Raw genomic sequence first — 26,811 nt, forward strand, 5'->3', positions numbered from 1 at the left:
TCCGGGTCCGTCAGTGACTGCCGGCTGTCTCCGGATCCGTCAGTGACCGCCGGATGTCTCCGGGCCCGTCAGTGACCGCCGCAGGGCGCCGAGCAGCGCGGCGAGCTGCCGTTGATCACCCGGTACGAGCCCGGCGAGCAGCTCCCGTTCGTGCGTGCGGCGGTCATCGGACACGCGGCCGACCAGGTCGAGCCCCGCCGGGGTGAGGCTCAGATGGACGATCCGACGGTCCTGGCCGTCCCGTTCGCGAGTGATGAGACCGGCCTCCACCAGGCGGTCGGCGTGCTGGGTGACGCCGCCCGCGCTGACCGCGCCGGCCGCGGCGATCTCGCCCATCGTGCGCCGGTAGGGGGCACCCACCGTCCGCAGGGCGGCCAGCACCTCGAAGGCGGCCAGGCTGAGGCCGTGCCGTTTCACGACGCGGCCGATCAGGGTCCGGTAGCGCGCGGTGCACTCGTTCAGCGCGGCGAAGACGGCCGGACCGGACGCGCCGGGGGCCTCGCGCGCGGGCGGCCGGTGCGCCGCCTCGGGGTCCGGCTCGGCTTCCGGCTCGGGCACCCGCCCGGTGAGCGCCGCCGTCAGGACGTCCGTGAGGACGGGCTCCAGGGTGTCCGTCGGCACCGACGTGGCCGGTTCGTGGGCGAACAGATAGCGCTCCATGATCACGCCGAAGAGGATGCTGCGGATCATGGCGATCCGCGCGTCCGCCGCGTCGCAGTCGCCGAGCAGCCGCCGCAGGGGCTCGCTCACCTGCCGGTCGAGGACCGTGGACAGCAGCTCGGCGCTGGGGGGATGGCTGAGCCCCGAGCGGATCAGCGCAGGCCAGGGGTCGTGCGCGGGGAGCCGGTCCCAGCGGTCGAGATAGTCGTGGGCGAGCGCGTGCGGCAGCTCCTCCCGGCCGACCGAGGGGTCGTCGAGCACGCCCTCGGTGACCCCGGTCCCGCCGCCGACGACCTCACGGAACAGTCCGTCCTTCGAGCCGAAGTACGCCATGACCAGGCCGGGGGTGACGCCCGCCTCGGCGGCGATGGCCCGGATGCCGACCCCCTTGTAGCCCTGGGCCGCGAACAGCCGACGGGCCGCCGCCAGCACGGCGCCGCGCCGCCCCTCGGGGTCGTGGGAGCGGCTGCGACGGGGCTCGGGGGCGGTCCGGTCCGGGGTGCTGTGCTCTGCGTCCACGTGCCTCAGATTAAACGAGTGTTCAGAATGGGGTGTCCGGGCTGGTCGTATGGGGCGGCCCGCCCGGACACCGTCGCCGCCGCGTGCCCGGGCCGCCGTCGCCGGACCGGACCGCCCGCTGCGTCCTCGCGGGACGCGTTCAAAAACAACCGTTCAAAAACGCCCGTTCAAAAATGGGCTCACGACGCGTGCACCGGCCCCACGAGGCCGCTCAGCGCCCGTCCGCTGCCGCCCCGCCGCACCGCGATGAGTTCCGCCGCGATGGACACGGCCGTCTCCTCCGGCCCGCGCCCGCCGAGATCGAGGCCGATCGGTGAGCGCAGCCGCGCCAGTTCGGCCTCGCCGAGCCCCGCGGCCCGCAGCCGTGCCAGCCGGTCCTCGTGCGTGCGCCGGCTGCCCATGGCGCCCACGTACCCGGCCCTGCTGCGCAGGGCCAGTTCGAGGACGGGCACGTCGAAGCGGGCGTCATGGGTCAGCACGCACACGGCGGTGGCCGCGTCGACCTGGTCCTCGTGTGCCGCGAACCAGCGGTGCGGCCAGTCCACGACGACCTCGTGCGCCTCGGGGAAGCGTGCGGCCGTCGCGAAGACGGGACGGGCGTCGCACACGGTCACCCGGTGTCCGAGCAGCGCTCCGATCCGCACGAGGGGGCGCGCGAACTCGACCGCCCCGCACACCAGGAGGTGCGGCGGCGCCCCGAAGACCTGCACGAACAGCTCCCGCTCGGGCGCGCACGACGGGTCCGGGCCCGGCTCGCCGACGCGGACGAGGCCGCTCGTGCCGCGGGCGAGCAGCGCTTCGGCGGCCTGGGCCGCGGCCCGGTCGAGCCGCGCGTCGCCCAGTGTCCCGCTCACGCCGGACGCGCCCACGGCGAGACTGCCGGGTGCGCCCTCGACCGGGGTCACCAGTGCCACCGGGACGTGAGCCGCGAGGTCGGCGGCCACCCAGGCGAGCGGTGCGTCGGCGGTGACCTCGCGGATCAGTACCTCTATGGTTCCGCCGCAGGTCAGGCCCACCGAGAAGGCGTCGTCATCGCTGACCCCGTACGTCTCGCGGGCGGGCCCCGCACCGGCGAGGACATCCTCCGCGACCGCGCACACCGCGGCCTCCACGCAGCCGCCGGAGACGCTGCCGACGACGCGGCCGTCCTCGGCGACCAGCATCGACGTACCCGCGGCGTGCGGAGCGGAGCCCCAGGTGTGGACGACCGTCGCCATCGCGAAGCGGGTCGTGGAGGCCTGCCACGCGGCTGCCTGGTCGATCACGTGTCGCATGTCTCTCACCTCGAGCACATCGAATCGGCTGCACCCTCTTGCCAAGGAGAAACTTTAGTGTAAATCATTTTAGGCATTAGATAGATGCGTCGACCCGAGAGGCCTGGTGGAAGCCGGTTGAAACCGACACCCTTTGACTACAGCGCTCCAGGCAGCGTCGGCGAGGTGCTTGCCCTCCTCGCCGACGAGGAGCGGGAGGCCAAGGTCCTGGCCGGCGGCCAGTCCCTGATCCCCATGCTCAGCATGCGCCTCGCCCGCCCGGGACTGCTCGTCGACATCACGCGGGTCCCCGGCCTCGACCGCCTGTACGCCGACGCGTCGGGCGCCCTGCACATCGGCGCCGCCGTCCGCCAGTCCCGGGCCGCGGACGACCCCGTGGTGCGCGACGGGTGGCCCCTGCTCGCGGCGGCGATCAGGCGCATCGGGCACCCGCAGATCCGCCACCGCGGCACGGTCTGCGGCAGCCTCGCGCACCATGACCCCGCCGCCGAACTGCCGGCCGCCGCGCTCGCCCTCGATGCCCGCTTCGTGATCGCCGGACCCGGCGGCACCCGTACCGTCGGCGCCGCCGACTTCTTCGTGGCCACCTTCCAGACCGCCGTGGCACCGGACGAGCTCCTCACCGAGGTCGTCCTGCCGCCCCGGGCCGGTGACGGCTGGGCCTTCGAGGAACTCGCCCGCAGGCACGGCGACTTCGCCACCGTCGGCGTCGCGGTCACCCTGCGCCGGGCGCCGGACCGGCGCACGGTCGCCGCCGCCCGCGCGGTCTTCTGCGGCGCGGGCCCCGTACCCGTCCGCCTGCCCGCCGTCGAGGAGGCGCTGACCGGGACCGACGCGGGAGCGGCGGCCCTCGACGCTGCCGCGTCCGCCACGTTCGCCGGGCTCACGCCCGCCGACGACGTCCACGCCACGGCCGCCTACCGCCGCGAGGCAGCCGCCCACCTCCTCGTCCGTGCCTGCACCCTCGCCTGGGAGCGCTGCTCATGACCACCGACCTCGCCACCCCCGACCCGGCGACGGCCACCCATGCCGCCCCGCCGCCGCTCGCCGAACCCTCCGGCTGGCACGAGATCCGCCTGACCGTCAACGGCGCGCCCGTGACCGCCCAGGTGGAGTCCCGGCTGCTGCTCAGCGACTTCCTGCGGGACCGGCTGCGCCTCACCGGCACCCACGTCGGCTGCGAGCACGGCGTCTGCGGCGCCTGCACCGTCCTCGTCGACGGGGAGCCGGCGCGCTCCTGCCTGACCCTGGCGGTGCAGTGCGCGGGCGCCGAGTTGCGCACGGTCGAGGGCCTCGCCCCCGGTGACGCCCCGCTCACCCCCGTACAGCGGGCGTTCCACGAGTGCCACGGGATGCAGTGCGGCTTCTGCACCCCCGGATTCGTGATGACGGCGACCGCGCTGACCGAACAGGCCCAGCGGCCCGACGCGGCTGATGTCGCCGACGCTCTCAGCGGACACCTGTGCCGCTGCACGGGCTACCGCAACATCCGTCGTGCCGTGTGCCAGGCGCTGGACGAGCGCTTCGCCGACGGCCCCGCCGGGCGGGGGGAGTGACCCGTATGTCCCACGGACCGTCCCACGCACCCCAGCAGCCCGCGCCGGACGGCGGCCCCTGGACCGGCCGCCCCGTTCCGCGCGTCGAGGACGACCGCCTCCTGCGGGGCAACGGCCGCTACGTCGACGACGTCGCCCTGCCCGGCGCCGCCGAGGCCGCCTTCCTGCGCAGCCCGCACGCCCACGCCCGCATCCGGTCGGTCGACGTCACCGCCGCGCTCGCCGCCCCCGGGGTCCTCGCCGTCTGGACCGGCGCCGACGTGGCCCATCTGCCCGCCATGCTCAACAGGGAGGAGCTGCGTACCCCGCCCGGCCTCGCCGAACTCCTCGACCCGTACGTCGCGATCACCCCGATGCCGCTCCTCGCCACGGACAAGGTCCTCTACGTCGGTCAGCCCGTCGCCGTCGTCCTGGCCGAGAACCGCTACCTCGCCGAGGACGCCCTCGAACTCGTCGACGTCCGCTACGCGCCCCTGCCCGTCCTCGTCGACCCCGACCGCGCACTGACCGAGGGCGCCCCGCTGCTCCACGACGACCTCCGCGACAACACCGCCGTCGCCGTGGCCACCAAGGTGGGCGACCCCGACGCGGCGTTCGCCTCGGCCCACACCGTCGTCAGCGAGGAGTTCCAGGCCCACCGCTATGTCGCCTCGCCCATCGAGACCCGCGCGGTCTCGGCCCAGGTCGACCCGTACAGCGGGGAGCTGACCGTCTGGTCCAACACCCAGACCCCGCACCGGGTGCGGGAGGCCACGGCGCACACGCTCGGCCTCGACCCGGAGCGCGTCCGCGTCATCGCCACCGACGTCGGCGGCGGCTTCGGCCAGAAGGGCATCCTCTACGTCGAGGAGATGCTCGTCCCGTACGCGGCCCGCGTCCTTGGCCGCCCCGTGCTCTGGCGCGAGGACCGCAACGAGAATCTGACGGCCTCCTCGCACGCCCGCGAGCAGATCCACCGCATCGAACTCGCCGCGGACGCCCAGGGCCACCTCCTCGCCGTACGCGACCGCATCACCGTCAATTTCGGCGCGTACAACATGACCGGCCTGGTCGTTCCTTACAACTCGGTGTGCCACCTCCTCGGCCCCTACCGCGTCCCGCACGTGGACATCGACGTCGTCGGTGTCCTCACCAACACCACTTTCGCCACGCCCTACCGGGGAGCGGGCCGCCCCGAGACCGTCTTCGCGATGGAGCGCGCGATGGACCGCCTCGCCGCCGAACTCGGCCTCGAACCTGCCGAGTTGAGGGCACGCAACCTCGTGGGACCCGACGAGATGCCGTACGCGACGGGCCTCGTGGACCGCTCCGGCAAGCCGCAGTCGTACGACTCCGGGGACTTCCCCGAGCTGCTGCGGCGCGCCGTCGACAAGGCCGACCTCGAAGGCGTGCGCGCCCGGCAGCGCGAGGGCGCCCACGACGGCAGGCTCGTCGGGGTCGGCTTCGCGATGTACATCGAGGCGACCGGACTCGGCCCGTTCGAGACCGCCCGCATCGACATCGCGCCCAGCGGCCGGGTCAAGCTCGCGATCGGCGCACCGTCCCAGGGGCAGGGGCATCGCACGTCCATGGCGCAGATCGCCGCCGACGCGATCGGAGTGCCCTTCGACGCCGTCGACGTGGTGGGCGGGGACACCTCCGCGACGCCGTTCGGCGTCGGCACCATCGCGAGCCGGGCCCTCGTCAATGCGGGCAACGCCACGCACCGGGCCGGCCGCCTCGTCCGCGAGAAGATCATCGAGGCCGCGGCACGCCGGCTCGGCGTCCCCGCCGACGGCCTCGACCTGCGCGAGGGCGTCATCACGCCCAAGGACGCCGGGAAGCCGGCCCTCACCCTGGCCGAACTCGCCGGCCGGGCCCCGCTTCCCGGCACCCCCGAACCCACCGACGGCCGGCACGGCACCGAGCTCAGCGAGACCGTGCACTTCCGCCCGCCCGGCTTCGCCGTCTCGAGCGGCGCGCACGCCGCCGTCGTCGAGGTCGACGAACACACCGGAGAGACCGAGATCCTGCACTACGTGGCCGTCCACGACGCGGGCGTCATCGTCAACCCGATGATCGCCGAGGGCCAGGTCACCGGCGGTATCGCCCAGGGCATCGGCGGCGCGCTCTACGAGGAGATGATCTACGGCCCCGACGGCCAGCCCCGTACCGGCACCTACATGGACTACCTGGTGCCCACCTCGTCCGAGATACCCGACCTCGACCTCGACGAGATCCACTCCCCGAGCCCGATGAACGACCTCGGCGTCAAGGGTCTCGGCGAGGGCGGCGCCATCGCCCCGCAGGCCGTCCTCGCGAACGCCGTCGAGGACGCGCTGCGCCCCTTCGGCGTGGTCGTCCGGCGCGGCCCCCTCTCGCCCAGCCGCGTACGCGACCTGCTCCGCGCGGCCGGCCGGCCCACGGCCGCCCGCTGACCCGGCGCCGCCCCCACCCGACGATTGGACACCCACCATGCGACTCGACCACTCCTTCACCGTCCCGGCCGCGCCCGACGACGCGTGGAAACTCTTCCTCGACCTCGGCCGTGTGGCTCCCTGCATGCCGGGCGCTGTGCTCGACACCCTCGACGGCGACGCGTTCACCGGACGCGTCAAGGTGAAGGTCGGCGCGGTGCAGATGAGCTACCGCGGCGAGGGCACCGTGACCCGCGACGAGAGCGGCCGCTCGATGGTCCTCGACCTCAGCGGCAGTGAGACCCGGGGCGCGGGCACCGCGTCCGCCACCGTCACCGCGTCGCTCGCCGCCGACCCGGCGGGCACCCGGGTCCGCGTCAGCACCGACCTCGACATCACGGGCCGCCCCGCCCAGTTCGGCCGCGGCATCATGACCGAGGTCGGCGACCGCATCGTGCGCCAATTCGCCGACCGGCTGGAGGAGTTGCTGAGGGAACCGGCCACCACGGAACCGGCGGTGGTCTCGTCCCCGGCCCGCGAGCCCGAAGCGGTCGACCTCGGCGCGGCCGCCCTGCCCGTCCTCCTTCGGAAGGCGGCCGTCCCGGCCGTGGCCGTTCTCGTCACGATCGCCGTGATCCGCCTCGTCGGGCGACGCGCCTCCGGTCCGCGATCTCTTCAGGGGTAGGATTTTCAGGGGCGTAGGACAACGCGTCCCACCCGGAAGAGGCCGAGGGGACGGGGATGGCTGAACGGAAGGCGGCGCGGCGCGACGCCGTGGCGCAGATCATCGAGGACTGGGCGCGTGAGCGGCCCGAGCTGGACACGGCCCCGCTGGAGGTCCTCGCCCGGCTGCACCGCTCGTTCCTGCGGTACAACACCAAGCTCATCGCCTCGATAGAGCGGCACGGGCTCTCCGTCGCCGGCTTCGACGTGCTGACCGCGCTGCGCCGCTCCGGCGTGCCGTTCCGCCTGACCGCGGGGCAGCTCGCCGACCAGGGGCTCGTCTCGTCGGCCGGGGTCACCCTGCGCATAGACCGCCTGGAGAAGGACGGCCTGATCGTCCGGGAGCGCGACGCGGACGACCGCAGGGTCGTCTACTCGCGGCTCACGGACGAGGGGCTCGCCAAGGTCGACGAGGTCTTCACCGAGCACCTCGACAACGAACGCCGGATGCTCGGCGACCTCTCCCCGGCGGAGCGCCGCCAACTCGCGCGGCTGTTGCGCAAGCTGGAGGACTCCATCCTCGAGTCGGACGTCCCGGACGAAGCGGCTTCTTAGCGACGAAGCGGTTTCCGGGCGACGATGCGGCTTTCCGGAACGGAGGCGCTCACTCCCACAGGGAGCTGGGCGCCTCTCTCCTGATCACCGGCGCGATCTCCTCGGCGAACCGCTGGAGCGTCTCGACCTGCTCGCCCGTTCCCTGCCCGTAGGCGTCGACGGTGACCGACTGGAGGTCGTGCCGGTACACCTCGTGGTAGCCGAGGATCTTGTCGATGATCTGCTGCGGCGAACCGATCAGCTGGGGCCCGTCCGTGATGGCGTCCTCGATCGTGCGGAACGGCGTGTTGTACCCCGCCCTGCCCTCCAGGTGCGGCTTGAAGGACTGCGCGACCTTCGCCTCGTACAGCTCCTTGAAGCGCGCCACCGCCCGCTCGTGCGAGTCCGCGATGAGCAGGCCGCCCGAGCCCGCCGCGACGTGCGCCCGCGTCGGATCGTGCCCGTACGCCTCGAACCGCTCCCGGTAGTGGTCGATGAGTTTCGCGTAGGCCGCCCGCGGCTGGATGGCGTTGGCCGTGAACAGCGGATCGCCGTGCCGGGCCGCCAGCTCGGGGGAGTTGAGCGAGGTCGCCGAGCCGTGCCAGACGCGCGGCGGTCCGTCGTACGGACGCGGCACCGTCGTCACGTTCTTCAGGGCGGGCCTGAACTCGCCCTCCCAGTCGACGCCTTCCTCGCTCCACAGCCGCCGAAGGAGCTCGTACTTCTCCTTCTGGAGGTCCCACTGCCGCTCCTCGTCGAGCCCGAAGAGGTCGAAGTGGCCCGCCTCCGCGCCCTTGCCGATGACCAACTCGACGCGTCCACGGGAGAGTTGGTCGAGCGTCGCGTAGTCCTCGGCGACCCGTACCGGATCGAGGATCGCGACGACCGTCACGCCGGTCAGCAGCTTGATACGGGAGGTGCGGGCGGCCAGCGCGCCGAGGATCACCGTCGGGCTCGACGACAGGAAGGCCCCGGCGTGCCGCTCGCCGACCGCGTACGCGTCGAAGCCGAACTCCTCCGCCGCGACACCGACATCGACGACCTGCGTCAACCGGTCGGCGGTGGACGGGAGTTCACCGGTGAGGGGGTGCGGCGCATGGCCGATGATGGACAGGACCTGGAACTTCATGCCCCCACTCTCGCGCCCGGGCGTTGCGGGCGTGTGTACGCGGCATGGCAGCGCACCGGGGCAGGCGAGAGGGGCGGCTCCCCCCGTGGTAGCCGCCCCTCAAGTCACATGGATCCAGGGGTACTTACTTCTTGTCGAGCACGTCCTGGACCTTGGCCCGCACGTCGTCCGTGGCCAGGCCGCGGATCGTCAGCGTGGTGCGGCGGCGCAGCACGTCGTCCGCCGTCTCGGCCCACTCGTGGTCGCGGGCGTAGGCGACCTGCGCCCAGATCTCCGGGGCGTCCGGGTGGACCCGCTCGCCGAGCTGCGGGTTCTCGTTGGCCATCCGCGCGATGTCGAAGGCCAGCGAACCGTAGTGCGTGGCCAGGTGCTTGGCCGTGTCGGCCGCCATGCGCGGCCCCGGGGCCGGGTTGTCGACCAGGAGGCGGTGCGCGACGGCGCGCGGGTTGGCGACACCCGGCAGCGGCATCCGCTTCGGCAGTTCCTTGACCGGCTCGAAGTCCTCGCCCAGCGGGTGGCCCGGCAGCGACTCCAGCTTCTTCATGACCGTGCGGCCGATGTGGCGGAACGTCGTCCACTTGCCGCCGGCGACGGACAGCATCCCGCCGCGGCCCTCGGTGACGACCGTCTCGCGCTTGGCCTGCGCTGTTTTGCCGGGCCCGCCGGGCAGCACGCGCAGACCCGCGAACGAGTACGTGATCAGATCCCGCTTCAGCTGCTGGTCCCGTACGGAGAAGGCCGCCTCGTCCAGGATCTGGTCGGTGTCCTTCTCGGTGACCGACACGTCGCGCGGGTCGCCCTCGTACTCCTCGTCGGTCGTGCCGAGGAGCAACATGTCCTCCCACGGGAGGGCGAACGTGATGCGGTACTTGTCGATCGGCGTCGCGAGCGCGGCCTTCCACGGGGAGGTGCGCTTGAGGACGAGGTGAGCGCCCTTGGAGAGGCGTATGGAGGGGGCCGCGTTCGGGTCCTCCATGGCGCGCAGGTGGTCGACCCAGGGGCCGGTCGCGTTCAGCACGAGCCGGGCGTTCACGCCGAACTCCTCGCCGTCGACGCGGTCCTCGAGGTCCGCGCCCGTGACCCGGCCCCGGGTGAAGCGCAGGCCCGTGACCTCGGCGTGGTTGAGGACCACGGCCCCGGCGTCGACGGCCGCGCGGACGGTCATCAGCGCCATGCGCGCGTCGTTCATCTGGTCGTCGCCGTACACGGCCACGGCTTTGAGGTTCTCCGTCCGCAGCTCGGGCACGTCCTGCTGTGCCTTCGCGGGGGACAGGAGGTGCCCGACACCGTCACCGAACGCCGACAGGGCGCTGTACGCGAACACGCCCGCGCCCAGCTTCGCGGCGCCGTGCGGGCCGCCCTTGTAGACGGGCAGGTAGAAGGTGAGCGGGTTGGCGAGGTGCGGTGCCACCTGACGCGACACCGCACGCCGCTCGAAGTGGTTCTCCGCCACCAGCTTCACCGCGCCGGTCTGCAGGTAGCGCAGACCGCCGTGGAGCAGCTTGGAGGAGGCGGAGGAGGTGGCGCCGGCGAAGTCGCCGGCGTCCACCAGGGCCACCCGCAGTCCCGACTGCGCGGCATGCCAGGCGGTGGAGATGCCCAGGATTCCGCCGCCGATCACCAGGAGGTCGTACTGAGCCTTGGAGAGCTGCTCCCGGGTCTCGGCGCGGCTCGCTGCTTTGAACGACGCAGTCGAGCCGGCGGCCGGATGCGTCCCGAGGGCAGGGACGCTCTGCAGGGTGGTCATGTCTTACTCCTCGCCACTTTCGTCGAGCCAGCCCATGGAGCGTTCAACGGCCTTGAGCCAGCTCTTGTACTCACGGTCGCGCTTCTCCGCGGCCATGTTGGGGGTCCATTCGGCGGCCCGGCGCCAGTTGGCGCGCAGGTCGTCGGTGCTGGTCCAGAAGCCGACGGCGAGACCGGCGGCGTAGGCGGCACCGAGGCAGGTGGTCTCGGCGACCATCGGGCGCACCACGGGGGCGTCCACGAAGTCCGAGAGCGTCTGCATCAGCAGGTTGTTGGAGGTCATGCCGCCGTCGACCTTGATCGCCGCGAGCTCGACGCCGGAGTCCTTCGTCATGGCGTCGGTGATCTCACGGGTCTGCCAGGCCGTGGCCTCCAGGACGGCACGCGCCAGGTGCGCCTTGGTGACGTACCGGGTCAGGCCGGCGATCACGCCGCGGGCGTCGGAGCGCCAGTACGGGGCGAACAGGCCGGAGAAGGCCGGCACGAAGTACGCGCCGCCGTTGTCCTCGACCGACGACGCGAGCGTCTCGATCTCGGCGGCGGTGGAGATCAGGCCCATCTGGTCGCGCATCCACTGCACCAGCGAACCGGTGACGGCGATCGAGCCCTCCAGGGCGTAGACCGCCTTCTGGTCGCCGATGCGGTAGCCGACGGTGGTCAGCAGGCCGTTGTAAGAGTTGACCGGCTTGTCACCGGTGTTCATCAGCAGGAAGGTGCCGGTGCCGTACGTCGACTTGGCCTCGCCCTCGGAGAAACAGGTCTGGCCGAACAGGGCCGCCTGCTGGTCGCCGAGCGCGGACGCGACGGGAATGCCGCCGAGGAGGTCGCCGAGACGGCCGCCGCTGACCTCGCCGTACACCTCGGCGGAGGAGCGGATCTCCGGCAGTATGGCCAGCGGGACGCCGATGGACTCGGCGATCTTCGCGTCCCACTCCATGGTGTGGAGGTTCATCAGCATGGTGCGGGAGGCGTTGGTCACGTCGGTGACGTGCTTGCCGCCGTCGGCACCACCGGTCAGGTTCCAGATGACCCAGCTGTCCATGGTGCCGAAGAGGATGTCGCCCGCCTCGGCGCGCTCGCGCAGGCCCTCGACGTTGTCGAGCAGCCAGCGGGCCTTGGGGCCCGCGAAGTAGGAGGCCAGCGGGAGGCCCGTCTCGCGGCGGAAACGGTCCTGGCCCACATTGCGCCCGAGCTCCTTGCACAGGGCGTCGGTGCGGGTGTCCTGCCAGACGATGGCGTTGTGGACGGGCTCACCCGTGTTCTTGTCCCACAGCAGCGTCGTCTCGCGCTGGTTGGTGATGCCGATGGCCTTGATGTCGTCGCGGGTGATGCCGGCCTTGGTGACGGCCCCGGCGACGACCTCCTGGACGTTGGTCCAGATCTCGGTCGCGTTGTGCTCGACCCAGCCCGGCTTCGGGAAGATCTGCTCGTGCTCCTTCTGGTCGACGGAGACGATCCGGCCGTCCTTGTCGAAGACGATGCAACGGCTGGAGGTGGTGCCCTGGTCGATCGCTGCGATGAACGGGCCCGCGGTGTGTGCGTCGGTCACGGTCTGCTCCTGGAAGTTCTCGGTGCGGCTCTGGCGGAGGGTGCGCAGGGGGTCGGTCGCCTACTTGAAGGCGACGTTGTAGAGACCGCCCGCTATGGCGCCGCCGATGAGAGGGCCGGCGACCGGGATCCAGGCGTACGTCCAGTCGGAGCCGCCCTTGTTCGGCAGGGGCAGCAGAGAGTGCACGATGCGGGGTCCGAGGTCGCGGACCGGGTTGATCGCGTAGCCCGTGGGCCCGCCGAGGGAGAGGCCGATGCCGACCACGACGAGCGCGGTGACCAGGGCGCCGAGGACGCCCAGGCCGTTGCCTCCGTCGTTGAGGCCCTGCGTGAGGATGGCCAGGACCAGCACGACCGTGGCGATGATCTCCGTGATGAGGTTCTGCACCACGTTCCGGATCTCTGGGCCGGTCGAGAAGATGCCGAGCACCGGGCCCGCGTCGGGCGCGGCCTTCTCCTGGACCATGCCTTCCTCGGCCGGCGGGGCGGCGAGGATCTCCGGGTCGGTCAGATGCGCGTGGAACTGGCCGTAGTACGTGGCCCAGACCAGCACGGCGCCGATCATCGCGCCCAGGAGCTGCGAGCCCAGGTAGAGCGGAACATCGCTCCACTTGGTGCCGCCCTCGATGGCGAGGCCTATGGTGACCGCCGGGTTGAGGTGGGCGCCTGACACGCCCCCCGCCACGTAGGCACCGGTCAGTACCGCGAAGCCCCACCCGAAGGTGATCGCGAGCCAGCCGGCGTTGCGCGCCTTGGAGCGCTTCAGCGTGACGGCGGCGCACACGCCACCGCCCAGCAGGATGAGTAGGGCGGTACCGATGGTCTCGCCGATGAAGATGTCGGAGCTGGACACCCGCGACTCCTTTGTCCTTCGTCCAGGGGAAGCCGAACCCCGGGTCCCTCTCCGGTGGTTCGCGCCCTCAGGTGAGAGCGTTTTCGGCCCTGGCTTGCCACACTCTAACGCCTATTGCCGGTAGGTGTTCGACAATGCCGACCGATGGACGCGAGTCTCACCCCGGGGTTACTCGCTAGTCAAGGGTTCTGTTATCGAAAACTCGATCGTTATTGATCGCGTCGGGCTATCGGTTCCGTGTCTGGACTGCGCGTTCGTCGATGGTGTCCCGGATAGGTGCGCCTTGCACGCCGAAACGGCGAAGGCCCCGCCGGGAAGCGGGGCCTTCGGTCCGTACGGGGGCGCCGGCGGGGCGGCGCGGGGCGCTCAGAAGCGGCTGGCGCCCAGGTCCCGGGAGACGGCGCGGGCGCAGTCCCGCACGGCGGCGACGAGCTCGGGGCGCAGCTCCCCGTCGACGCACACGCGCTCCACGGCGCCGGTGACGCCGACCGCGCCGACCGGCATGCGCCGCCGGTCGTGGATCGGGGCCGCGACGGACGCGACGCCCTCCCAGGTCTCCTCGACGTCGTCCGCGTACCCGCGCGCGCGGGTCAGGTCCAGAAGGGTCTCGAACTCCGCCATGTCGCTCACGGTCCGCCCGGTGAACGCCTTGCGTTCCACCTCGACCACCTCGCTGTGCGCCACCGGGTCGTACGCCGACAGGACCTTGCCGAGCGCCGTGGAGTGCAGCGGCTGCATCGCCCCGACCTCCAGGACCTGACGGCTGTCGTCGGGCCGGAAGACGTGGTGCACGATCAGTACGCCCTTCTGGTGCAGGACGCCGAGATAGACACTCTCGCCGCTGGAGCGCGCCAGGTCGTCCGTCCACACCAGCGCGCGCGCCCGCAGCTCGTGCACGTCCAGATAGCTGTTGCCGAGGCGCAGCAGCTCCGCGCCCAGCTGGTAGCGGCCCGACGCGGCGTCCTGCTCGACGAAGCCCTCGTGCTGCAACGTACGCAGAATGCCGTGCGCCGTGCCCTTGGCCAGGTCCAGCGCCGAGGCGATGTCCGAGAGGCCGAGCCGGCGCTCACCGCCCGCAAGGAGCCGCAGCATGGCGGCTGCCCGCTCGAGTGACTGGATGTTCCGTGCCATCCCAGCCCTTCCTCCCTCGATCCTCTCGCCGAGCAACGTTCGACAATGCTGAACACTATCGGTCGTTGCCGACCTCGTGCGAATACGCGAGGAGCCTATATTTCGCCCCGTTTGGCTCGACGCCCCGGTTCGGAAGGCACCCGCACGCACCCGCACCCCGCGCCACATGGCCGTTCCGGCCAGTGGACGCCTCCGCGCAGAAACCACCGGCCCGGCTACCCTGACCGGGTGCGCCTCCTCCATGGGAGCCGCAAAGCCGACAGCCGTCGCACCTCAGGGAGCACTTTCATGGCCTCGTTGCCAACGCCCGTCCCGTCCACCGACTCCGCCGGCCGGACCCGAGCCGACGCCCTCCGTGAAGCCCTGGCCACCCGCGTGGTCGTGGCCGACGGCGCGATGGGCACGATGCTCCAGGCGCAGGACCCGACCCTCGAGGACTTCGAGAACCTCGAGGGCTGCAACGAGATCCTGAACGTCACCCGCCCCGACATCGTCCGTTCGGTCCACGCGGAGTACTTCGCGGTCGGCGTCGACTGCGTCGAGACCAACACGTTCGGCGCGAATCTCGCGGCCCTGGGGGAGTACGACATCCCCGAGCGCGTCTTCGAGCTCTCCGAGGCCGGCGCGCGCATCGCCCGCGAGGTCGCCGACGAGTTCACCACGAGCACCGGACAGCAGCGCTGGGTCCTCGGCTCCATGGGCCCCGGCACCAAGCTGCCCACCCTCGGCCACGCCGCTTACACCGCGCTGCGCGACGCCTACCAGCAGAACGCCGAGGGCATGATCGCCGGCGGCGCCGACGCGCTCCTCGTCGAGACGACGCAGGACCTGCTCCAGACCAAGGCCTCGATCATCGGCGCCCGCCGCGCCCTCGACGCCACCGGTACGAACCTCCCGCTGATCTGCTCGGTCACGGTCGAGACCACCGGCACGATGCTCCTCGGGTCCGAGATCGGCGCGGCGCTGACCGCCCTGGAGCCCCTCGGCATCGACATGATCGGCCTGAACTGCGCCACCGGCCCGGCCGAGATGAGCGAGCACCTGCGCTACCTCGCCCGTCACTCCCGTATCCCGCTGTCCTGCATGCCCAACGCCGGCCTGCCCGTCCTCGGCAAGAACGGCGCGCACTACCCGCTGACCGCCCCCGAGCTGGCCGACGCGCAGGAGACGTTCGTCCGCGAGTACGGGCTCTCCCTCGTCGGCGGCTGCTGCGGCACCACCCCCGAGCACCTGCGCCAGGTCGTCGAGCGCGTGCGCGGCCTCACCCCCACCGTCCGCGAGCCGCGCCCCGAGCCGGGCGCCGCCTCGCTCTACCAGACGGTCCCGTTCCGCCAGGACATCTCGTACATGGCGATCGGCGAGCGCACGAACGCCAACGGCTCCAAGAAGTTCCGCGAGGCCATGCTGGAAGGCCGCTGGGACGACTGCGTCGAGATGGCCCGCGACCAGATCCGCGAGGGCGCGCACATGCTCGACCTCTGCGTCGACTACGTGGGCCGTGACGGCGTCGCCGACATGGAGGAGCTGGCCGGCCGCTTCGCCACCGCCTCCACCCTGCCGATCGTCCTGGACTCCACCGAGGTCGAGGTCCTGCGGGCCGGCCTGGAGAAGCTCGGCGGCCGCGCGGTCATCAACTCCGTCAACTACGAGGACGGCGACGGCCCCGAGTCCCGCTTCGCGAAGGTCACCCGCCTCGCGCAGGAGCACGGCGCCGCCCTGATCGCGCTGACCATCGACGAGGAGGGCCAGGCCCGCACCGTCGAGCACAAGGTCGCCATCGCCGAGCGCCTCATCGACGACCTGACCGGCAACTGGGGCATCCATGAGTCGGACATCCTCATCGACTGCCTCACCTTCACCATCTGCACCGGCCAGGAGGAGTCGCGCAAGGACGGCATCGCCACCATCGAGGCGATCCGTGAGCTGAAGCGCCGTCACCCCGACGTGCAGACCACGCTCGGCCTGTCGAACATCTCCTTCGGCCTCAACCCGGCCGCCCGCATCCTCCTCAACTCGGTCTTCCTCGACGAGTGCGTGAAGGCGGGCCTCGACTCGGCGATCGTGCACGCGTCGAAGATCCTGCCGATCGCCCGGTTCAGCGAGGAGGAGGTGCAGACGGCTCTCGACCTGATCCACGACCGTCGCGCCGAGGGTTACGACCCGCTGCAGAAACTGATGGCGCTGTTCGAGGGTGCCACCGCGAAGTCCCTCAAGGCCGGCAAGGCCGAGGAACTGGCCGCGCTGCCCCTGGACGAGCGCCTCAAGCGCCGCATCATCGACGGCGAGAAGAACGGTCTGGAGGCCGACCTCGACGAGGCGCTGCAGACCCGCCCCGCCCTCGAGATCGTCAACGAGACGCTCCTGGACGGCATGAAGGTCGTCGGCGAACTCTTCGGCTCCGGCCAGATGCAGCTGCCGTTCGTCCTCCAGTCCGCCGAGGTCATGAAGAACGCGGTGGCCTATCTGGAGCCGCACATGGAGAAGTCCGACGCCGAGGGCAAGGGCACCATCGTCCTGGCCACCGTGCGCGGCGACGTCCACGACATCGGCAAGAACCTCGTCGACATCATCCTGTCGAACAACGGCTACAACGTCGTCAACCTCGGCATCAAGCAGCCCGTCTCCGCGATCCTGGAGGCCGCCGAGGAGCACAGGGCCGACGTCATCGGAATGTCCGGGCTCCTGGTCAAGTCCACGGTGATCATGAAGGAGAACCTGGAGGAGCTCAACCAGCGCAAGATGGCCGCCGACTTCCCCGTGATCCTCGGCGGCGCGGCGCTGACGAGGGCGTACGTCGAGCAGGACCTCCACGAGATCTACGAGGGCGAAGTCCGTTACGCGCGCGACGCGTTCGAGGGCCTGCGCCTCATGGACGCCCTCATTGCCGTCAAGCGGGGCGTCCCCGGCGCCACGCTCCCCGAGCTCAAGCAGCGCCGGGTCAAGGCGGGCGCCGTACAGATCGATGAGCGGCCCGACGAGGAGCCGGCGCGCTCCGACACGTCCACCGACAACCCGGTCCCCGAGCCCCCCTTCTGGGGCACCCGCGTCATCAAGGGCATCCAGCTCAAGGAGTACGCGTCCTGGCTGGACGAGGGCGCGCTGTTCAAGGGCCAGTGGGGCCTCAAGCAGGCGCGCACCGGCGACGGGCCCACGTACGAGGAGCTGCTGGAGACCGAGGGCCGCCCGCGGCTGCGCGGCTGGCTGGACGACCTGCACACCAAGAACCTCCTGGAAGCGGCCGTCGTCTACGGCTACTTCCCGTGCGTGTCCAAGGGCGAGGACCTGATCATCCTCGACGAACAGGGCAACGAGCGCACCCGCTTCACGTTCCCGCGCCAGCGCCGCGGCCGCCGGCTGTGTCTCGCGGACTTCTTCCGTCCCGAGGAGTCGGGCGAGACCGACGTCGTCGGCCTCCAGGTCGTCACCGTCGGCTCCCGGATCGGCGAGGAGACCGCCAAGCTCTTCGAGTCGAACTCGTACCGCGACTACCTGGAACTGCACGGCCTGTCCGTCCAGTTGGCCGAGGCGCTCGCCGAGTACTGGCACGCACGCGTCCGTTCGGAGCTGGGCTTCTCCGGCGAGGACCCCGCCGAGATGGAGGACATGTTCGCGCTCAAGTACCGCGGCGCCCGCTTCTCGCTCGGCTACGGAGCGTGCCCGGACCTCGAGGACCGTGCCAAGATCGCCCAGCTCCTGGAGCCTGAGCGCATCGGCGTCCACCTCTCCGAGGAGTTCCAGCTCCACCCGGAGCAGTCCACGGACGCGATCGTCATCCACCACCCCGAGGCGAAGTACTTCAACGCGCGCTAGCGCGGTGCGGAGGCCGCCCGGGAGTCTCCGGCGCGCGCACTTATCCGCAGAAGTCGTACACTGGTCGGTCCAGTGCAGGCCGGCTGCCTTCCTGTCAAAAGGAGGCGGCCGGCCTTCTCGTCCCTCACGGAGGTGTGCCCGGATGACCAGTACGGTCCCCGCTCTCGGTACCCGAACGGCCGAAGGCTCCGCCCTGCAGGCCGTGCTCCTCGACATGGACGGCACTCTGGTGGACACCGAAGGCTTCTGGTGGGACGCCGAGGTCGCCGTCTTCGGCTCGCTGGGGCACGCGCTCGACGAGGCGTGGCGCGAAGTCGTCGTCGGCGGCCCCATGACCCGCAGTGCCGGCTTCCTCATCGAGGTGACCGGCGCGGACATCACGCTCCCCGAGCTGACCGTGCTGCTCAACGACGGCTTCGAGGAGCGCATCAGCAGCGCCCTGCCGCTCATGCCGGGCGCCGCGCGGCTCCTTGCCGAACTCGCCGCCCACGAGGTGCCCACGGCCCTCGTGTCCGCCTCGCACCGGCGCATCATCGACCGGGTCCTGACCTCGCTCGGCCCCGAGCATTTCGCGCTCACGGTCGCAGGTGACGAGGTCGAGCGGACGAAGCCGTACCCCGACCCGTATCTGCTCGCCGCCGCGGGACTGGGTGCGGATCCGGCCAGATGCGCCGTCATCGAAGACACCGCCACCGGGGTCGCCGCCGCCGAGGCGGCCGGCTGCCACGTCGTCGCCGTACCCTCCGTGGCCCCCATCGCACCCGCCTACCGGCGCACCGTCGTCCCCTCACTCGAACACGTCAACCTCCCTTTTCTACATGGCCTGATGGGCTACTGAACCTTCGGTAACACCGCTCGCGCGTGGCCGAAATGCTGCGCCCATCAACCCAGTTGAGCATGTGACGTTTCCCACTCGACGTGGGGTCGACAGGTATGGGGACCTATGCTGCGACCCCACCTCCCACCCCACCCCGAGTGACCTTGTGTCCCGATTGGTCGGACCCTGAGCCGAAGCGACCCCTGTGGGGTTATCGGTGTGTCCACGCCCGGTTTCGTAGCGTGATGAAGCCATGGCTCCGGCCCCTTCGGGACGCTTCGCCGTGCGCATTAATGTCGTGGCGAGAACATCGCCGTAACCCCTCGTGTCCCGTCGACACCACCCCCGTTGCCGGGCCCACGGGATCGACAGCTCTGGAGAACTTCGAGCATGAACCGCAAGACTTTGGTGTTGCCGGCCGTCATAGGCCTGCTCGCGCCTGTGCTCGCCGCCTGCGGCGGGTCCGACAGCGGGGGCAAGGACGGCAACCCGATTGCCGTCGGTACCACCGACCGGTTCGTTGCCTCGAAGGCGGTCCCGGCCCCGTTCGACCCCGCGTACGCCTACGACGCGGGCTCCTGGAACGTGCTGCGCCAGACCATCCAGACCCTGATGGCCATGCCGCGCGGCGGCGGCGAGCCGGTGCCCGAGGCCGCCCAGACCTGCGGTTTCACCGACACCGGCAACGAGCGCTTCTCCTGCACCCTGCGCAAGGGTCTCGCGTTCGCCGACGGCACCCCCGTCACCGCCTCGGACGTGAAGTTCTCCATCGACCGTGTGCTCCGCATCAAGAGCGACAGCGGCTCCTCCGCGCTGCTTTCCAGCGTCGACACGATCGAGACCAAGGGCCGCAGCGAGGTCATCTTCCACCTCAAGAGCCCCGACGCCACCTTCCCGTACAAGCTGGCCACACCCACGGCCGGCATCGTCAACCCCGACGACTACACGAAGGGGAAGCTGCGCACCGGCTTCGCGGTCGACGGCTCCGGCCCGTACACCCTTGACGCCAAGGTCGAGAACAACACCCTCGTCAAGGCCGTCTTCACCAAGAACCCCCACTACAAGGGGCAGTTGAAGCCGAAGAACGACAAGGTGGAGCTGGTCTCCTTCGCGGACGCCGACGCGATGGGCAAGGCCCTCGAAAAGGGCGACGTCGACATGATGACGCGCACCATGTCGCCGGAGCAGATCAAGCAGCTCTCGGACAACCCGAGCAAGAACATCAACCTGGTCGAGATGCCGGGCATGGAGATCCGTTACCTCGGGTTCAACACCAGCGCCCCGGTGGTCAAGAGCAAGGCCGTCCGCCAGGCCATGGCGCAGGTCGTCGACCGCGGCCAGCTCACGGCCGACGTCTACGGCACCTCCGCCGAGCCGCTCTACTCGCTCGTGCCCGCCGGCATCACCGGCCACACGAACTCGTTCTTCAACAGGTACAGCGATCCGAGCGTCTCCAAGGCCCGCTCGATCCTGTCGCGGGCCAACATCACCACGCCGGTGAAGCTGACCCTGCACTACACGACCGACCACTACGGCCCCGCCACCAAGCGGGAGTTCGAGGTGCTCAAGAAGCAGCTCAACTCCAGCGGCCTGTTCGACGTCGGCATCAAGGGCGACGCCTGGGACACGTACCGTGCCTCCGAACTCAAGGGCAAGTACGACGTGTACGGCCTCGGCTGGTTCCCCGACTTCCCCGACGCCGACAACTTCATCGCGCCGTTCCTCGACAAGGACAACTTCCTCGCGTCCCCGTACGCGAACAGCACGATCCGGGACCAGCTCATCCCCGAGTCCCGTCGTGAGGCCGACCGGCTGACCGCCTCCAAGAGCCTCACGAGCATCCAGAACATCGTCGCCGACGACGTACCGGTCCTCCCGCTCTGGCAGGGCAAGCAGTATGTCGCCGCCCGCGACGACATCACCGGAGTCGAGTGGGCGCTGAGCTCCTCCTCGATCCTTCAGCTCTGGGAGCTCGGCCGCGGCGTGAGCGGCTGATCCCCGTGCGAGCCGGCCTCCCCTTCCAGGGCGGCCGGCTCGCCCGATTCCGCACCACTGACGACAAGGCACGTACGTGAGAATGCGCAACCAGTGGCTGGTCCTGCCCCTCGGGACGGGACTCACCGCGGCCCTGCTGGCCGGCTGCGGCACCGACCAGGGCGATGCCGCCGGGCAGGGCGGGGCCGTGGTCATGGGAATGTCCGACGACATCCAGGCCACCGATCCGGCGTCCGGCTACGACCCGGGGTCGTGGCTGCTGTTCAACAACGTGTTCCAGTCGCTCCTGAGCTTCCCCAAGGGCAGCACGGAGCCGGAACCCGAAGCTGCCAAGGAGTGCTCCTTCACGGACTCCGGCACCCGCGTCTACTCCTGCACCCTGCGCGACGGCCTCACGTTCAGCAACGGCCACAAGCTCACCTCGAAGGACGTCAAGTTCTCCTTCGACCGCATGATGAACATCGGTGACGACGCCGGCCCGGCGATCATGTTCCCCATGCTCGACAAGGTCGAGACGCCGAACGCCAAGACGGTCGTCTTCAAGCTGAAGCACGCGGACGCCACCTTCCCCAGCAAGATCGCGTCCGGCGCCGGTTCCATCGTCGACCACGCCGCCTACTCCATGGACGGCCTGCGCACGGACGGCAAGGCCGTCGGCTCCGGCCCCTACAAGCTGGACTCCTTCGACAAGAAGAAGGCCGTCTTCTCGGTCAACCCGGACTACAAGGGCACCGCGAGGGTCCAGAACTCCGGCATGACCATCAAGTTCTTCCACGGCGACCAGGCGGGCCTGAAGAAGGCCCTCGTCGGCGGCGACATCGACCTCGCCTACCGCGGACTCGCCGCCAAGGACATCGCCGGCATCGAGAACTCCACCTCGACGAGCAACACCATGGACGTCGTCGAGGGCACCAGCGCCGAGGTCCAGCACCTGGTCTTCAACATGAAGGACCCCGTCGCGGGACGCCTGTCCGTCCGCAAGGCCATGGCGTACCTGATCGACCGGGACGCCCTGGTCGACGAGGTCTACCAGGACACCGCCACCCCGCTGTACTCGATCATCCCGGCGGGCATCAGCGGCCACAACACGGCCTTCTTCGACACCTACGGTGCCCACCCCACGCCCGCCAAGGCCCGCGCCGCGCTGCGCGCCGACGGCATCACCGGCAAGGTGAAGATCACCCTCTGGTCGACGCCCTCGCGCTACGGCCCCGCCACCGACCAGGAACTGGCGGCCATCGCCAAGCAGCTCAACGCGAGCGGCCTGTTCGACGCCGACATGAAGTCCGTCGAGTACGGCCAGTACGAGAAGGACATCAAGACCGGCAAGTACGGCGTGTACGTGAAGGGCTGGGTCCCGGACTACCCGGACCCCGACAACTTCACCCAGCCGTTCTTCGGCGCCGGCAACGTGCTCGGGAACAACTACACCAACAGCACCATCACCGGGAAGATCATCCCGGAGACCGGGGCACAGAGCGACCGCGCCTCCACCGACCGGGACTTCGAGCAGCTCCAGAACATCGTCGCCGACCAGCTGCCGGTCCTGCCCGTCTGGCAGGCCAAGCAGTACGCCGTCGTCCGCGACAGCGTCTACGGCCTGGAGTCCTGCCTCGACGCGTCGACCGTCTTCCGCTTCTGGGAGATCAGCAAGGGCACAGCGTAACCAACAAGGCCGGTGGCCGCCTCCCTTCGCGGGAGGCGGCCACGGGCCTGTTCTCTCAGATACCGCTATACCGCTGTTCTCGCTGAAGCCTTCTACTGGGCGCCGGGACGCACCAGACCGCTCTCGTACGCGTACACCGCAGCCTGCACGCGGTCGCGCAGCCCCAGCTTCGTGAGCACATGACCGACATGGGTCTTCACCGTCGTCTCGCTGACGAACAGATCCGCCGCGATCTCCGCGTTCGACAGGCCGCGCGCCACGAGCTTCAGGACCTCGACCTCACGCTCGGTCAGCGTGTGCAGCGTGTCGGGCACCGGGTCGTCGCCCGACGGGAGATGGTCCGCGTACTTGTCGAGCAGCCGGCGCGTGATGCTCGGCGCGAGCATCGCCTCGCCCGCCGCGACCACCCGGATCGCCTGCACCAGCTCGTTGGCCGGGGCGTCCTTCAGGAGGAAGCCGCTGGCGCCCGCGCGCAGCGCCTCCACCACGTACTCGTCGAGGTCGAACGTCGTCAGGACGAGCACCTTCGCCGGACCGTCCCGGCCGGGGCCGGTGATCTGCCGGGTCGCCTCGACACCGTCCATCCGCGGCATACGGATGTCCATCAACACCACATCGGGCTGCAGGGCACGGACCTGGTCGAGCGCCTGCAGGCCGTCTCCGGCCTCGCCGACGACCGCGATGTCCTGCTCGGCCTCCAGAATCATCCGGAACCCGGTGCGGAGCAGCGGCTGGTCGTCGACCAGTAGGACGCGGATCGCCACGTAACTCTCCTTCGGTAGTCCGGGCCCATTCTGCCCTGCTAGCCGGCGTCCGACCCGGGCACTCCGATCTGAAGCGGATACGGCGGGGGAGTCCCTCCGAACTCCGGGCAAACCGCCTGATGGTCGCACCAACCGCACAGCTTCGTCGGGCGCGGCCGCCACTCGCCCGTCTCCGTGGCCAGCTGGATCGCGTCCCACAGCGCGTGCAGCTTGCGCTCCACCCGCTCCAGGTCCTCCACCACCGGGTCGTACGTCAGCACGTCACCGCTGCCCAGATAGACCAGCTGGAGCCGCCGCGGCACGACCCCCTTCAGACGCCACACCACCAGCGCGTAGAACTTCATCTGGAAGAGGGCGCCCTCCGCGTACTCGGGGCGCGGGGCCTTGCCCGTCTTGTAGTCGACGATCCGGACCTCGCCCGTCGGCGCCACGTCGACCCGGTCGATGATGCCGCGCAGCTTCAGGCCCGAGTCCAGCTGGGCCTCGACGAACAGCTCCCGCTCGGCGGGCTCCAGACGCGTAGGGTCCTCGAGCGTGAACCAGCGCTCGACGAGCTGCTCGGCCTCGCCGAGCCAGCGCGCCATCCGCTCACCCTCGCCGTCGTCCGCGAACAGGTCGGCCAGCTCTGGCTTCACCTCGCGCAGCCGGTCCCACTGGCCGGGAATGAGCGCCTTGGCCCGCGGGGCCGTCCGCTCTCCCGCCGGAGCGTCGAACAGTCTCTCCAGCACGGCGTGCACCAGCGTGCCGCGGGTCGCCGCCTCGCTCGGCTTCTCGGGGAGCTTGTCGATCACCCGGAACCGGTAGAGCAACGGGCACTGCATGAAGTCGCTCGCGCGCGAAGGCGAGAGCGACGCAGGGCGAGCGGCCGCGGCGGCCCCTTCGGTGCTGGTTTCCATGACGACAGACCTTACGGGCCGCCACTGACAGTCAGGTACGAACGCGTCGCGGGCGTCCTGGGAAGCGGGGCCCGGCGGCGGCGCAGGGGAGTCGACGAGGGCCGCGCCGCACCGGACGCATACCATCGACGGCAGACCCCCTCGCCCTGCATGATCGTGCAACGGCAGGAGCGAGGGATTTCCAACGAGGGGACCGAGGGATCACCGTGGACGAGAGCGGCCGGCCGCAGCCCGGCAGCGGCACGACGGACGACCACCAGGCCGCCCGCCCCGGCCCCACGCCCCCACCACCCGCGAGCGCGAACGGCGCGGCCCGCGCGAATTCCGTCCCGCACACGCCCCGGGACCCGGAAGAGCCGCCGCACAAGGAGCACCCCGAGGACACCACCCCGGCCGACCAGGGCGACACCCCGGACACCGCTGCCGGCTCGGACCCGTTCACCGAGCACACCCCGGCCGGCGGAGATGACACAGCCCCGCCCGCCCAGGACCCCGTATCCCAGGGGGACACCCCGCCCACCCGTACTCCCGCGACCAGCGGCCGCCGCCCCACCAAGGCTCCCGAGCCCCGTGGCGGACTCCTCATGGGGCGCCCCTTCGGCGTCCCCGTCTACGTCGCGCCCAGCTGGTTCCTCGTCGCCGCCCTCATCACCTGGGTCTTCGGCGGACAACTCGACCACGTCCTGCCCGGACTCGGCGCGGTCCGCTATCTGGTCTCCCTCTTCTTCGCGGTCGCGTTCTACGCCTCCGTACTCGTCCACGAACTCGCGCACACCGTCGCCGCGCTCCGCTTCAAGCTGCCGGTGCGCCGCATCCAGCTCCAGTTCTTCGGCGGCGTGTCCGAGATCGAGAAGGAATCCGAGTCGCCGGGACGCGAGTTCGTACTCGCCTTCGTCGGACCGCTGCTCTCCCTCGTCCTGGCCGGCGTCTTCTACCTCGGCATGCTCGCCGTGGAACCCGGCACCGTGCCCGGCGTCCTGCTCGCGGGACTGATGATCTCCAACCTCATCGTCGCCGCGTTCAACCTGCTGCCGGGCCTGCCCCTCGACGGCGGCCGCATGCTCCGCGCCATCGTCTGGAAGATCACCGGAAAGCCCATGAGCGGCACCGTCGCCGCCGCCTGGGTCGGCCGGGCCCTCGCGATCACCGTCCTCATCGGACTCCCGCTGCTCACCCAGTCCGGCGCCCTCGGCGAAGGCGCCGCCGACGTCAGTGGCATGGACACCGTCACCGACGCCCTGCTGGCCGCCATCCTCGCCGCGATCATCTGGACCGGCGCCGGCAACAGCCTCCGCATGGCCCGCCTGCGCGAGCACCTCCCGGAGCTGCGCGCCCGCACCCTGACCCGCCGCGCCGTCCCCGTGGAGAGCGCCACCCCGCTGTCCGAGGCCCTGCGGCGCGCCAACGAGGCGGGCGCCCGCGCCCTCGTCATCGTCGACGCCGACGGGGAACCCAGGTCCCTCGTGCGCGAGGCCGCCATCGTCGGCGTACCGGAACACCGCCGCCCCTGGGTCGCCGTCAGCGGCCTCGCCCATGACCTCACCGACGGCATGCGCGTCTCCGCGGAACTCGCCGGCGAGGAGCTCCTCGACACCCTCCGCGCCACCCCGGCCACCGAGTACCTCGTCGTCGAGGAGAGCGGCGCCATCTACGGCGTCCTGTCCGCCGCCGACGTGGAGCGCGCCTTCGTCAAGGCCATGGCCCGCCCCTCCTGACCGGGGCCCGCACCCCCACGCCCCTGGTCCGCGGGTCCTCCGCGGACCGGTAGGCTGGTCACATGTCCGAACCGACCGGTGCCGCCCGCCGACGCGGGCCCTTCAAGGTCGGGGACCAGGTACAGCTGACCGACCCCAAGGGCCGCCACTACACGTTCACGCTCGAGGCCGGGAAGAACTTTCACACCCACAAGGGTTCCTTCCCCCACGACGAGCTGATCGGCGCTCCCGAGGGCAGCGTTGTCCGCACCACCGGAAACGTCGCCTACCTCGCGCTGCGCCCCCTGCTCCCCGACTACGTCCTGTCCATGCCCCGCGGCGCCGCCGTGGTCTACCCCAAGGACGCGGGGCAGATCCTGGCCTTCGCCGACATCTTCCCCGGCGCACGCGTCGTCGAGGCAGGGGTCGGCTCCGGCTCGCTGAGCAGCTTCCTGCTGCGCGCGATCGGCGACGAGGGCATGCTGCACTCCTACGAGCGCCGCGAGGACTTCGCCGAGATCGCCACGCAGAACGTGGAGCGCTACTTCGGTGGCTCCCACCCCGCGTGGCAGCTCACCGTCGGCGACCTCCAGGACAACCTGAGCGACGCCGACGTGGACCGCGTCATCCTCGACATGCTCGCCCCCTGGGAGTGCCTCGAGGTCGTCTCCAAGGCACTCGTCCCCGGCGGCATCCTCTGCTGCTACGTCGCCACCACCACCCAGCTCGCGCGGACCGTCGAGTCCATCCGCGAGATCGGCTGCTTCAACGAGCCGACGTCCTGGGAGTCGATGATCCGTAACTGGCACGTCGAGGGCCTGGCCGTCCGCCCGGACCACCGCATGATCGGCCACACCGGCTTCCTCCTCACCGCCCGCCGCCTCGCGGACGGCGTCGAGCCGCCCATGCGCCGCCGCCGCCCCGCCAAGGGCGCGTACGGCGAGGACTACTCGGGCCCGAACGCGGACGGCGGCAACGCCGGGCGCTGACCCGAACACCCGACACAACGCACAGGCGCCGCCGTCGAGTTCCCCCGATACGCAGGGAACTCGGCGGCGGCGCCCGTGCGTTGAGGAGCGGCGCGCACGATACGGCAAGGA

20 protein-coding genes are annotated in these 26,811 nt (G+C 70.8%); 11 read left to right on the forward strand and 9 right to left on the reverse strand.

Translation table 11 applies throughout. From position 1 onward, the window contains the following. Positions 1-39 precede the first annotated feature (39 nt). Both OG758_RS36870 and OG758_RS36875 read right to left on the reverse strand, forming a co-directional pair. Positions 40-1,179 carry a TetR/AcrR family transcriptional regulator gene (locus tag OG758_RS36870; RefSeq protein ID WP_326713859.1) on the reverse strand — a complete coding sequence of 380 codons (1,140 nt, stop codon included), beginning with the start codon at positions 1,177-1,179 and terminating at the stop codon, positions 40-42. A 179-nt stretch (positions 1,180-1,358) separates the two neighbouring features. After that, positions 1,359-2,453 carry an XdhC family protein gene (locus OG758_RS36875; RefSeq protein WP_326713860.1) on the reverse strand — a complete coding sequence of 365 codons (1,095 nt, stop codon included), beginning with the start codon at positions 2,451-2,453 and terminating at the stop codon, positions 1,359-1,361. Between the two features lie 117 nt (positions 2,454-2,570). Between OG758_RS36875 and OG758_RS36880 the strand changes: the two genes are divergently transcribed. From OG758_RS36880 to OG758_RS36900, 5 genes are read left to right on the forward strand one after another with little or no spacing between them, the layout of a single operon-like run. After that, the gene (locus OG758_RS36880; protein ID WP_326713861.1) at positions 2,571-3,440 is read left to right on the forward strand and encodes an FAD binding domain-containing protein; all 870 of its coding nucleotides are present in this window, start codon (positions 2,571-2,573) and stop codon (positions 3,438-3,440) included. Continuing rightward, complete coding sequence (locus OG758_RS36885; protein WP_326713862.1) at positions 3,437-4,009, forward strand: (2Fe-2S)-binding protein; 573 nt, start codon at positions 3,437-3,439, stop codon at positions 4,007-4,009. The genes OG758_RS36880 and OG758_RS36885 overlap by 4 nt, the downstream gene beginning before the upstream one ends. 5 nt (positions 4,010-4,014) lie before the next feature. Next, entirely contained in the window at positions 4,015-6,426 is a 2,412-nt protein-coding gene (locus tag OG758_RS36890) for a xanthine dehydrogenase family protein molybdopterin-binding subunit (RefSeq protein WP_326713863.1), read from the forward strand. Between the two features lie 37 nt (positions 6,427-6,463). Further along, complete coding sequence (locus tag OG758_RS36895; protein ID WP_326713864.1) at positions 6,464-7,090, forward strand: SRPBCC family protein; 627 nt, start codon at positions 6,464-6,466, stop codon at positions 7,088-7,090. 56 nt (positions 7,091-7,146) lie between these two features. Beyond that, positions 7,147-7,683 carry a MarR family winged helix-turn-helix transcriptional regulator gene (locus OG758_RS36900; protein ID WP_326713865.1) on the forward strand — a complete coding sequence of 179 codons (537 nt, stop codon included), beginning with the start codon at positions 7,147-7,149 and terminating at the stop codon, positions 7,681-7,683. Positions 7,684-7,732: 49 nt separating this feature from the next. Here OG758_RS36900 and OG758_RS36905 read toward each other — a convergent pair whose 3' ends face one another. From OG758_RS36905 to OG758_RS36925, 5 genes are all read right to left on the reverse strand, one after another. Further along, complete coding sequence (locus tag OG758_RS36905) at positions 7,733-8,791, reverse strand: LLM class flavin-dependent oxidoreductase (protein WP_326713866.1); 1,059 nt, start codon at positions 8,789-8,791, stop codon at positions 7,733-7,735. Positions 8,792-8,915: 124 nt separating this feature from the next. Beyond that, positions 8,916-10,538 carry a glycerol-3-phosphate dehydrogenase/oxidase gene (locus tag OG758_RS36910; RefSeq protein ID WP_326713867.1) on the reverse strand — a complete coding sequence of 541 codons (1,623 nt, stop codon included), beginning with the start codon at positions 10,536-10,538 and terminating at the stop codon, positions 8,916-8,918. A 3-nt stretch (positions 10,539-10,541) separates the two neighbouring features. Then, on the reverse strand, positions 10,542-12,086 hold the full coding sequence (glpK, locus tag OG758_RS36915; RefSeq protein ID WP_326713868.1) for a glycerol kinase GlpK: 1,545 nt from the start codon (positions 12,084-12,086) through the stop codon (positions 10,542-10,544). Between the two features lie 60 nt (positions 12,087-12,146). Further along, positions 12,147-12,938, reverse strand: coding sequence for an MIP/aquaporin family protein (locus OG758_RS36920; protein WP_326713869.1), 792 nt, complete (start codon positions 12,936-12,938; stop codon positions 12,147-12,149). Positions 12,939-13,304: 366 nt separating this feature from the next. Continuing rightward, positions 13,305-14,069 carry an IclR family transcriptional regulator gene (locus OG758_RS36925; protein WP_326713870.1) on the reverse strand — a complete coding sequence of 255 codons (765 nt, stop codon included), beginning with the start codon at positions 14,067-14,069 and terminating at the stop codon, positions 13,305-13,307. 288 nt (positions 14,070-14,357) lie between these two features. Here OG758_RS36925 and metH point away from each other — a divergent pair, with 288 nt between their 5' ends. From metH to OG758_RS36945, 4 genes are all read left to right on the forward strand, one after another. Continuing rightward, a complete protein-coding gene (gene metH, locus OG758_RS36930; protein ID WP_326713871.1) occupies positions 14,358-17,879 on the forward strand; it encodes a methionine synthase in 3,522 nt (1,173 codons plus the stop codon). 142 nt (positions 17,880-18,021) lie between these two features. Further along, a complete protein-coding gene (locus OG758_RS36935; RefSeq protein WP_326713872.1) occupies positions 18,022-18,717 on the forward strand; it encodes an HAD family hydrolase in 696 nt (231 codons plus the stop codon). Between the two features lie 369 nt (positions 18,718-19,086). Beyond that, positions 19,087-20,691, forward strand: coding sequence for an ABC transporter substrate-binding protein (locus OG758_RS36940; RefSeq protein ID WP_326713873.1), 1,605 nt, complete (start codon positions 19,087-19,089; stop codon positions 20,689-20,691). A gap of 76 nt (positions 20,692-20,767) precedes the next feature. Continuing rightward, positions 20,768-22,357 (forward strand): ABC transporter substrate-binding protein, encoded by a 1,590-nt coding sequence (locus tag OG758_RS36945; RefSeq protein ID WP_326713874.1) that lies wholly within the window; start codon positions 20,768-20,770, stop codon positions 22,355-22,357. 92 nt (positions 22,358-22,449) lie between these two features. Here the strand turns inward: OG758_RS36945 and OG758_RS36950 are convergent, their stop codons facing one another. Beyond that, positions 22,450-23,121 carry a response regulator gene (locus OG758_RS36950; protein WP_116503106.1) on the reverse strand — a complete coding sequence of 224 codons (672 nt, stop codon included), beginning with the start codon at positions 23,119-23,121 and terminating at the stop codon, positions 22,450-22,452. Positions 23,122-23,159: 38 nt separating this feature from the next. Next, positions 23,160-24,017 carry a RecB family exonuclease gene (locus OG758_RS36955; protein ID WP_326713875.1) on the reverse strand — a complete coding sequence of 286 codons (858 nt, stop codon included), beginning with the start codon at positions 24,015-24,017 and terminating at the stop codon, positions 23,160-23,162. A gap of 206 nt (positions 24,018-24,223) precedes the next feature. On the opposite strand from OG758_RS36955, the gene OG758_RS36960 reads away from it, so the two are divergent. After that, positions 24,224-25,732: a site-2 protease family protein gene (locus OG758_RS36960; protein WP_326713876.1), complete on the forward strand. Its 1,509-nt coding sequence runs from the start codon at positions 24,224-24,226 to the stop codon at positions 25,730-25,732. Between the two features lie 62 nt (positions 25,733-25,794). Then, positions 25,795-26,700: a tRNA (adenine-N1)-methyltransferase gene (locus OG758_RS36965; RefSeq protein WP_100597125.1), complete on the forward strand. Its 906-nt coding sequence runs from the start codon at positions 25,795-25,797 to the stop codon at positions 26,698-26,700. The last annotated feature ends 111 nt before the right edge of the window (positions 26,701-26,811 follow it).

Origin of the sequence: Streptomyces sp. NBC_01474 (assembly GCF_035918215.1) — a bacterium.
In the GTDB taxonomy this organism is placed as follows: Bacteria; Actinomycetota; Actinomycetes; order Streptomycetales; family Streptomycetaceae; genus Streptomyces; species Streptomyces aureus.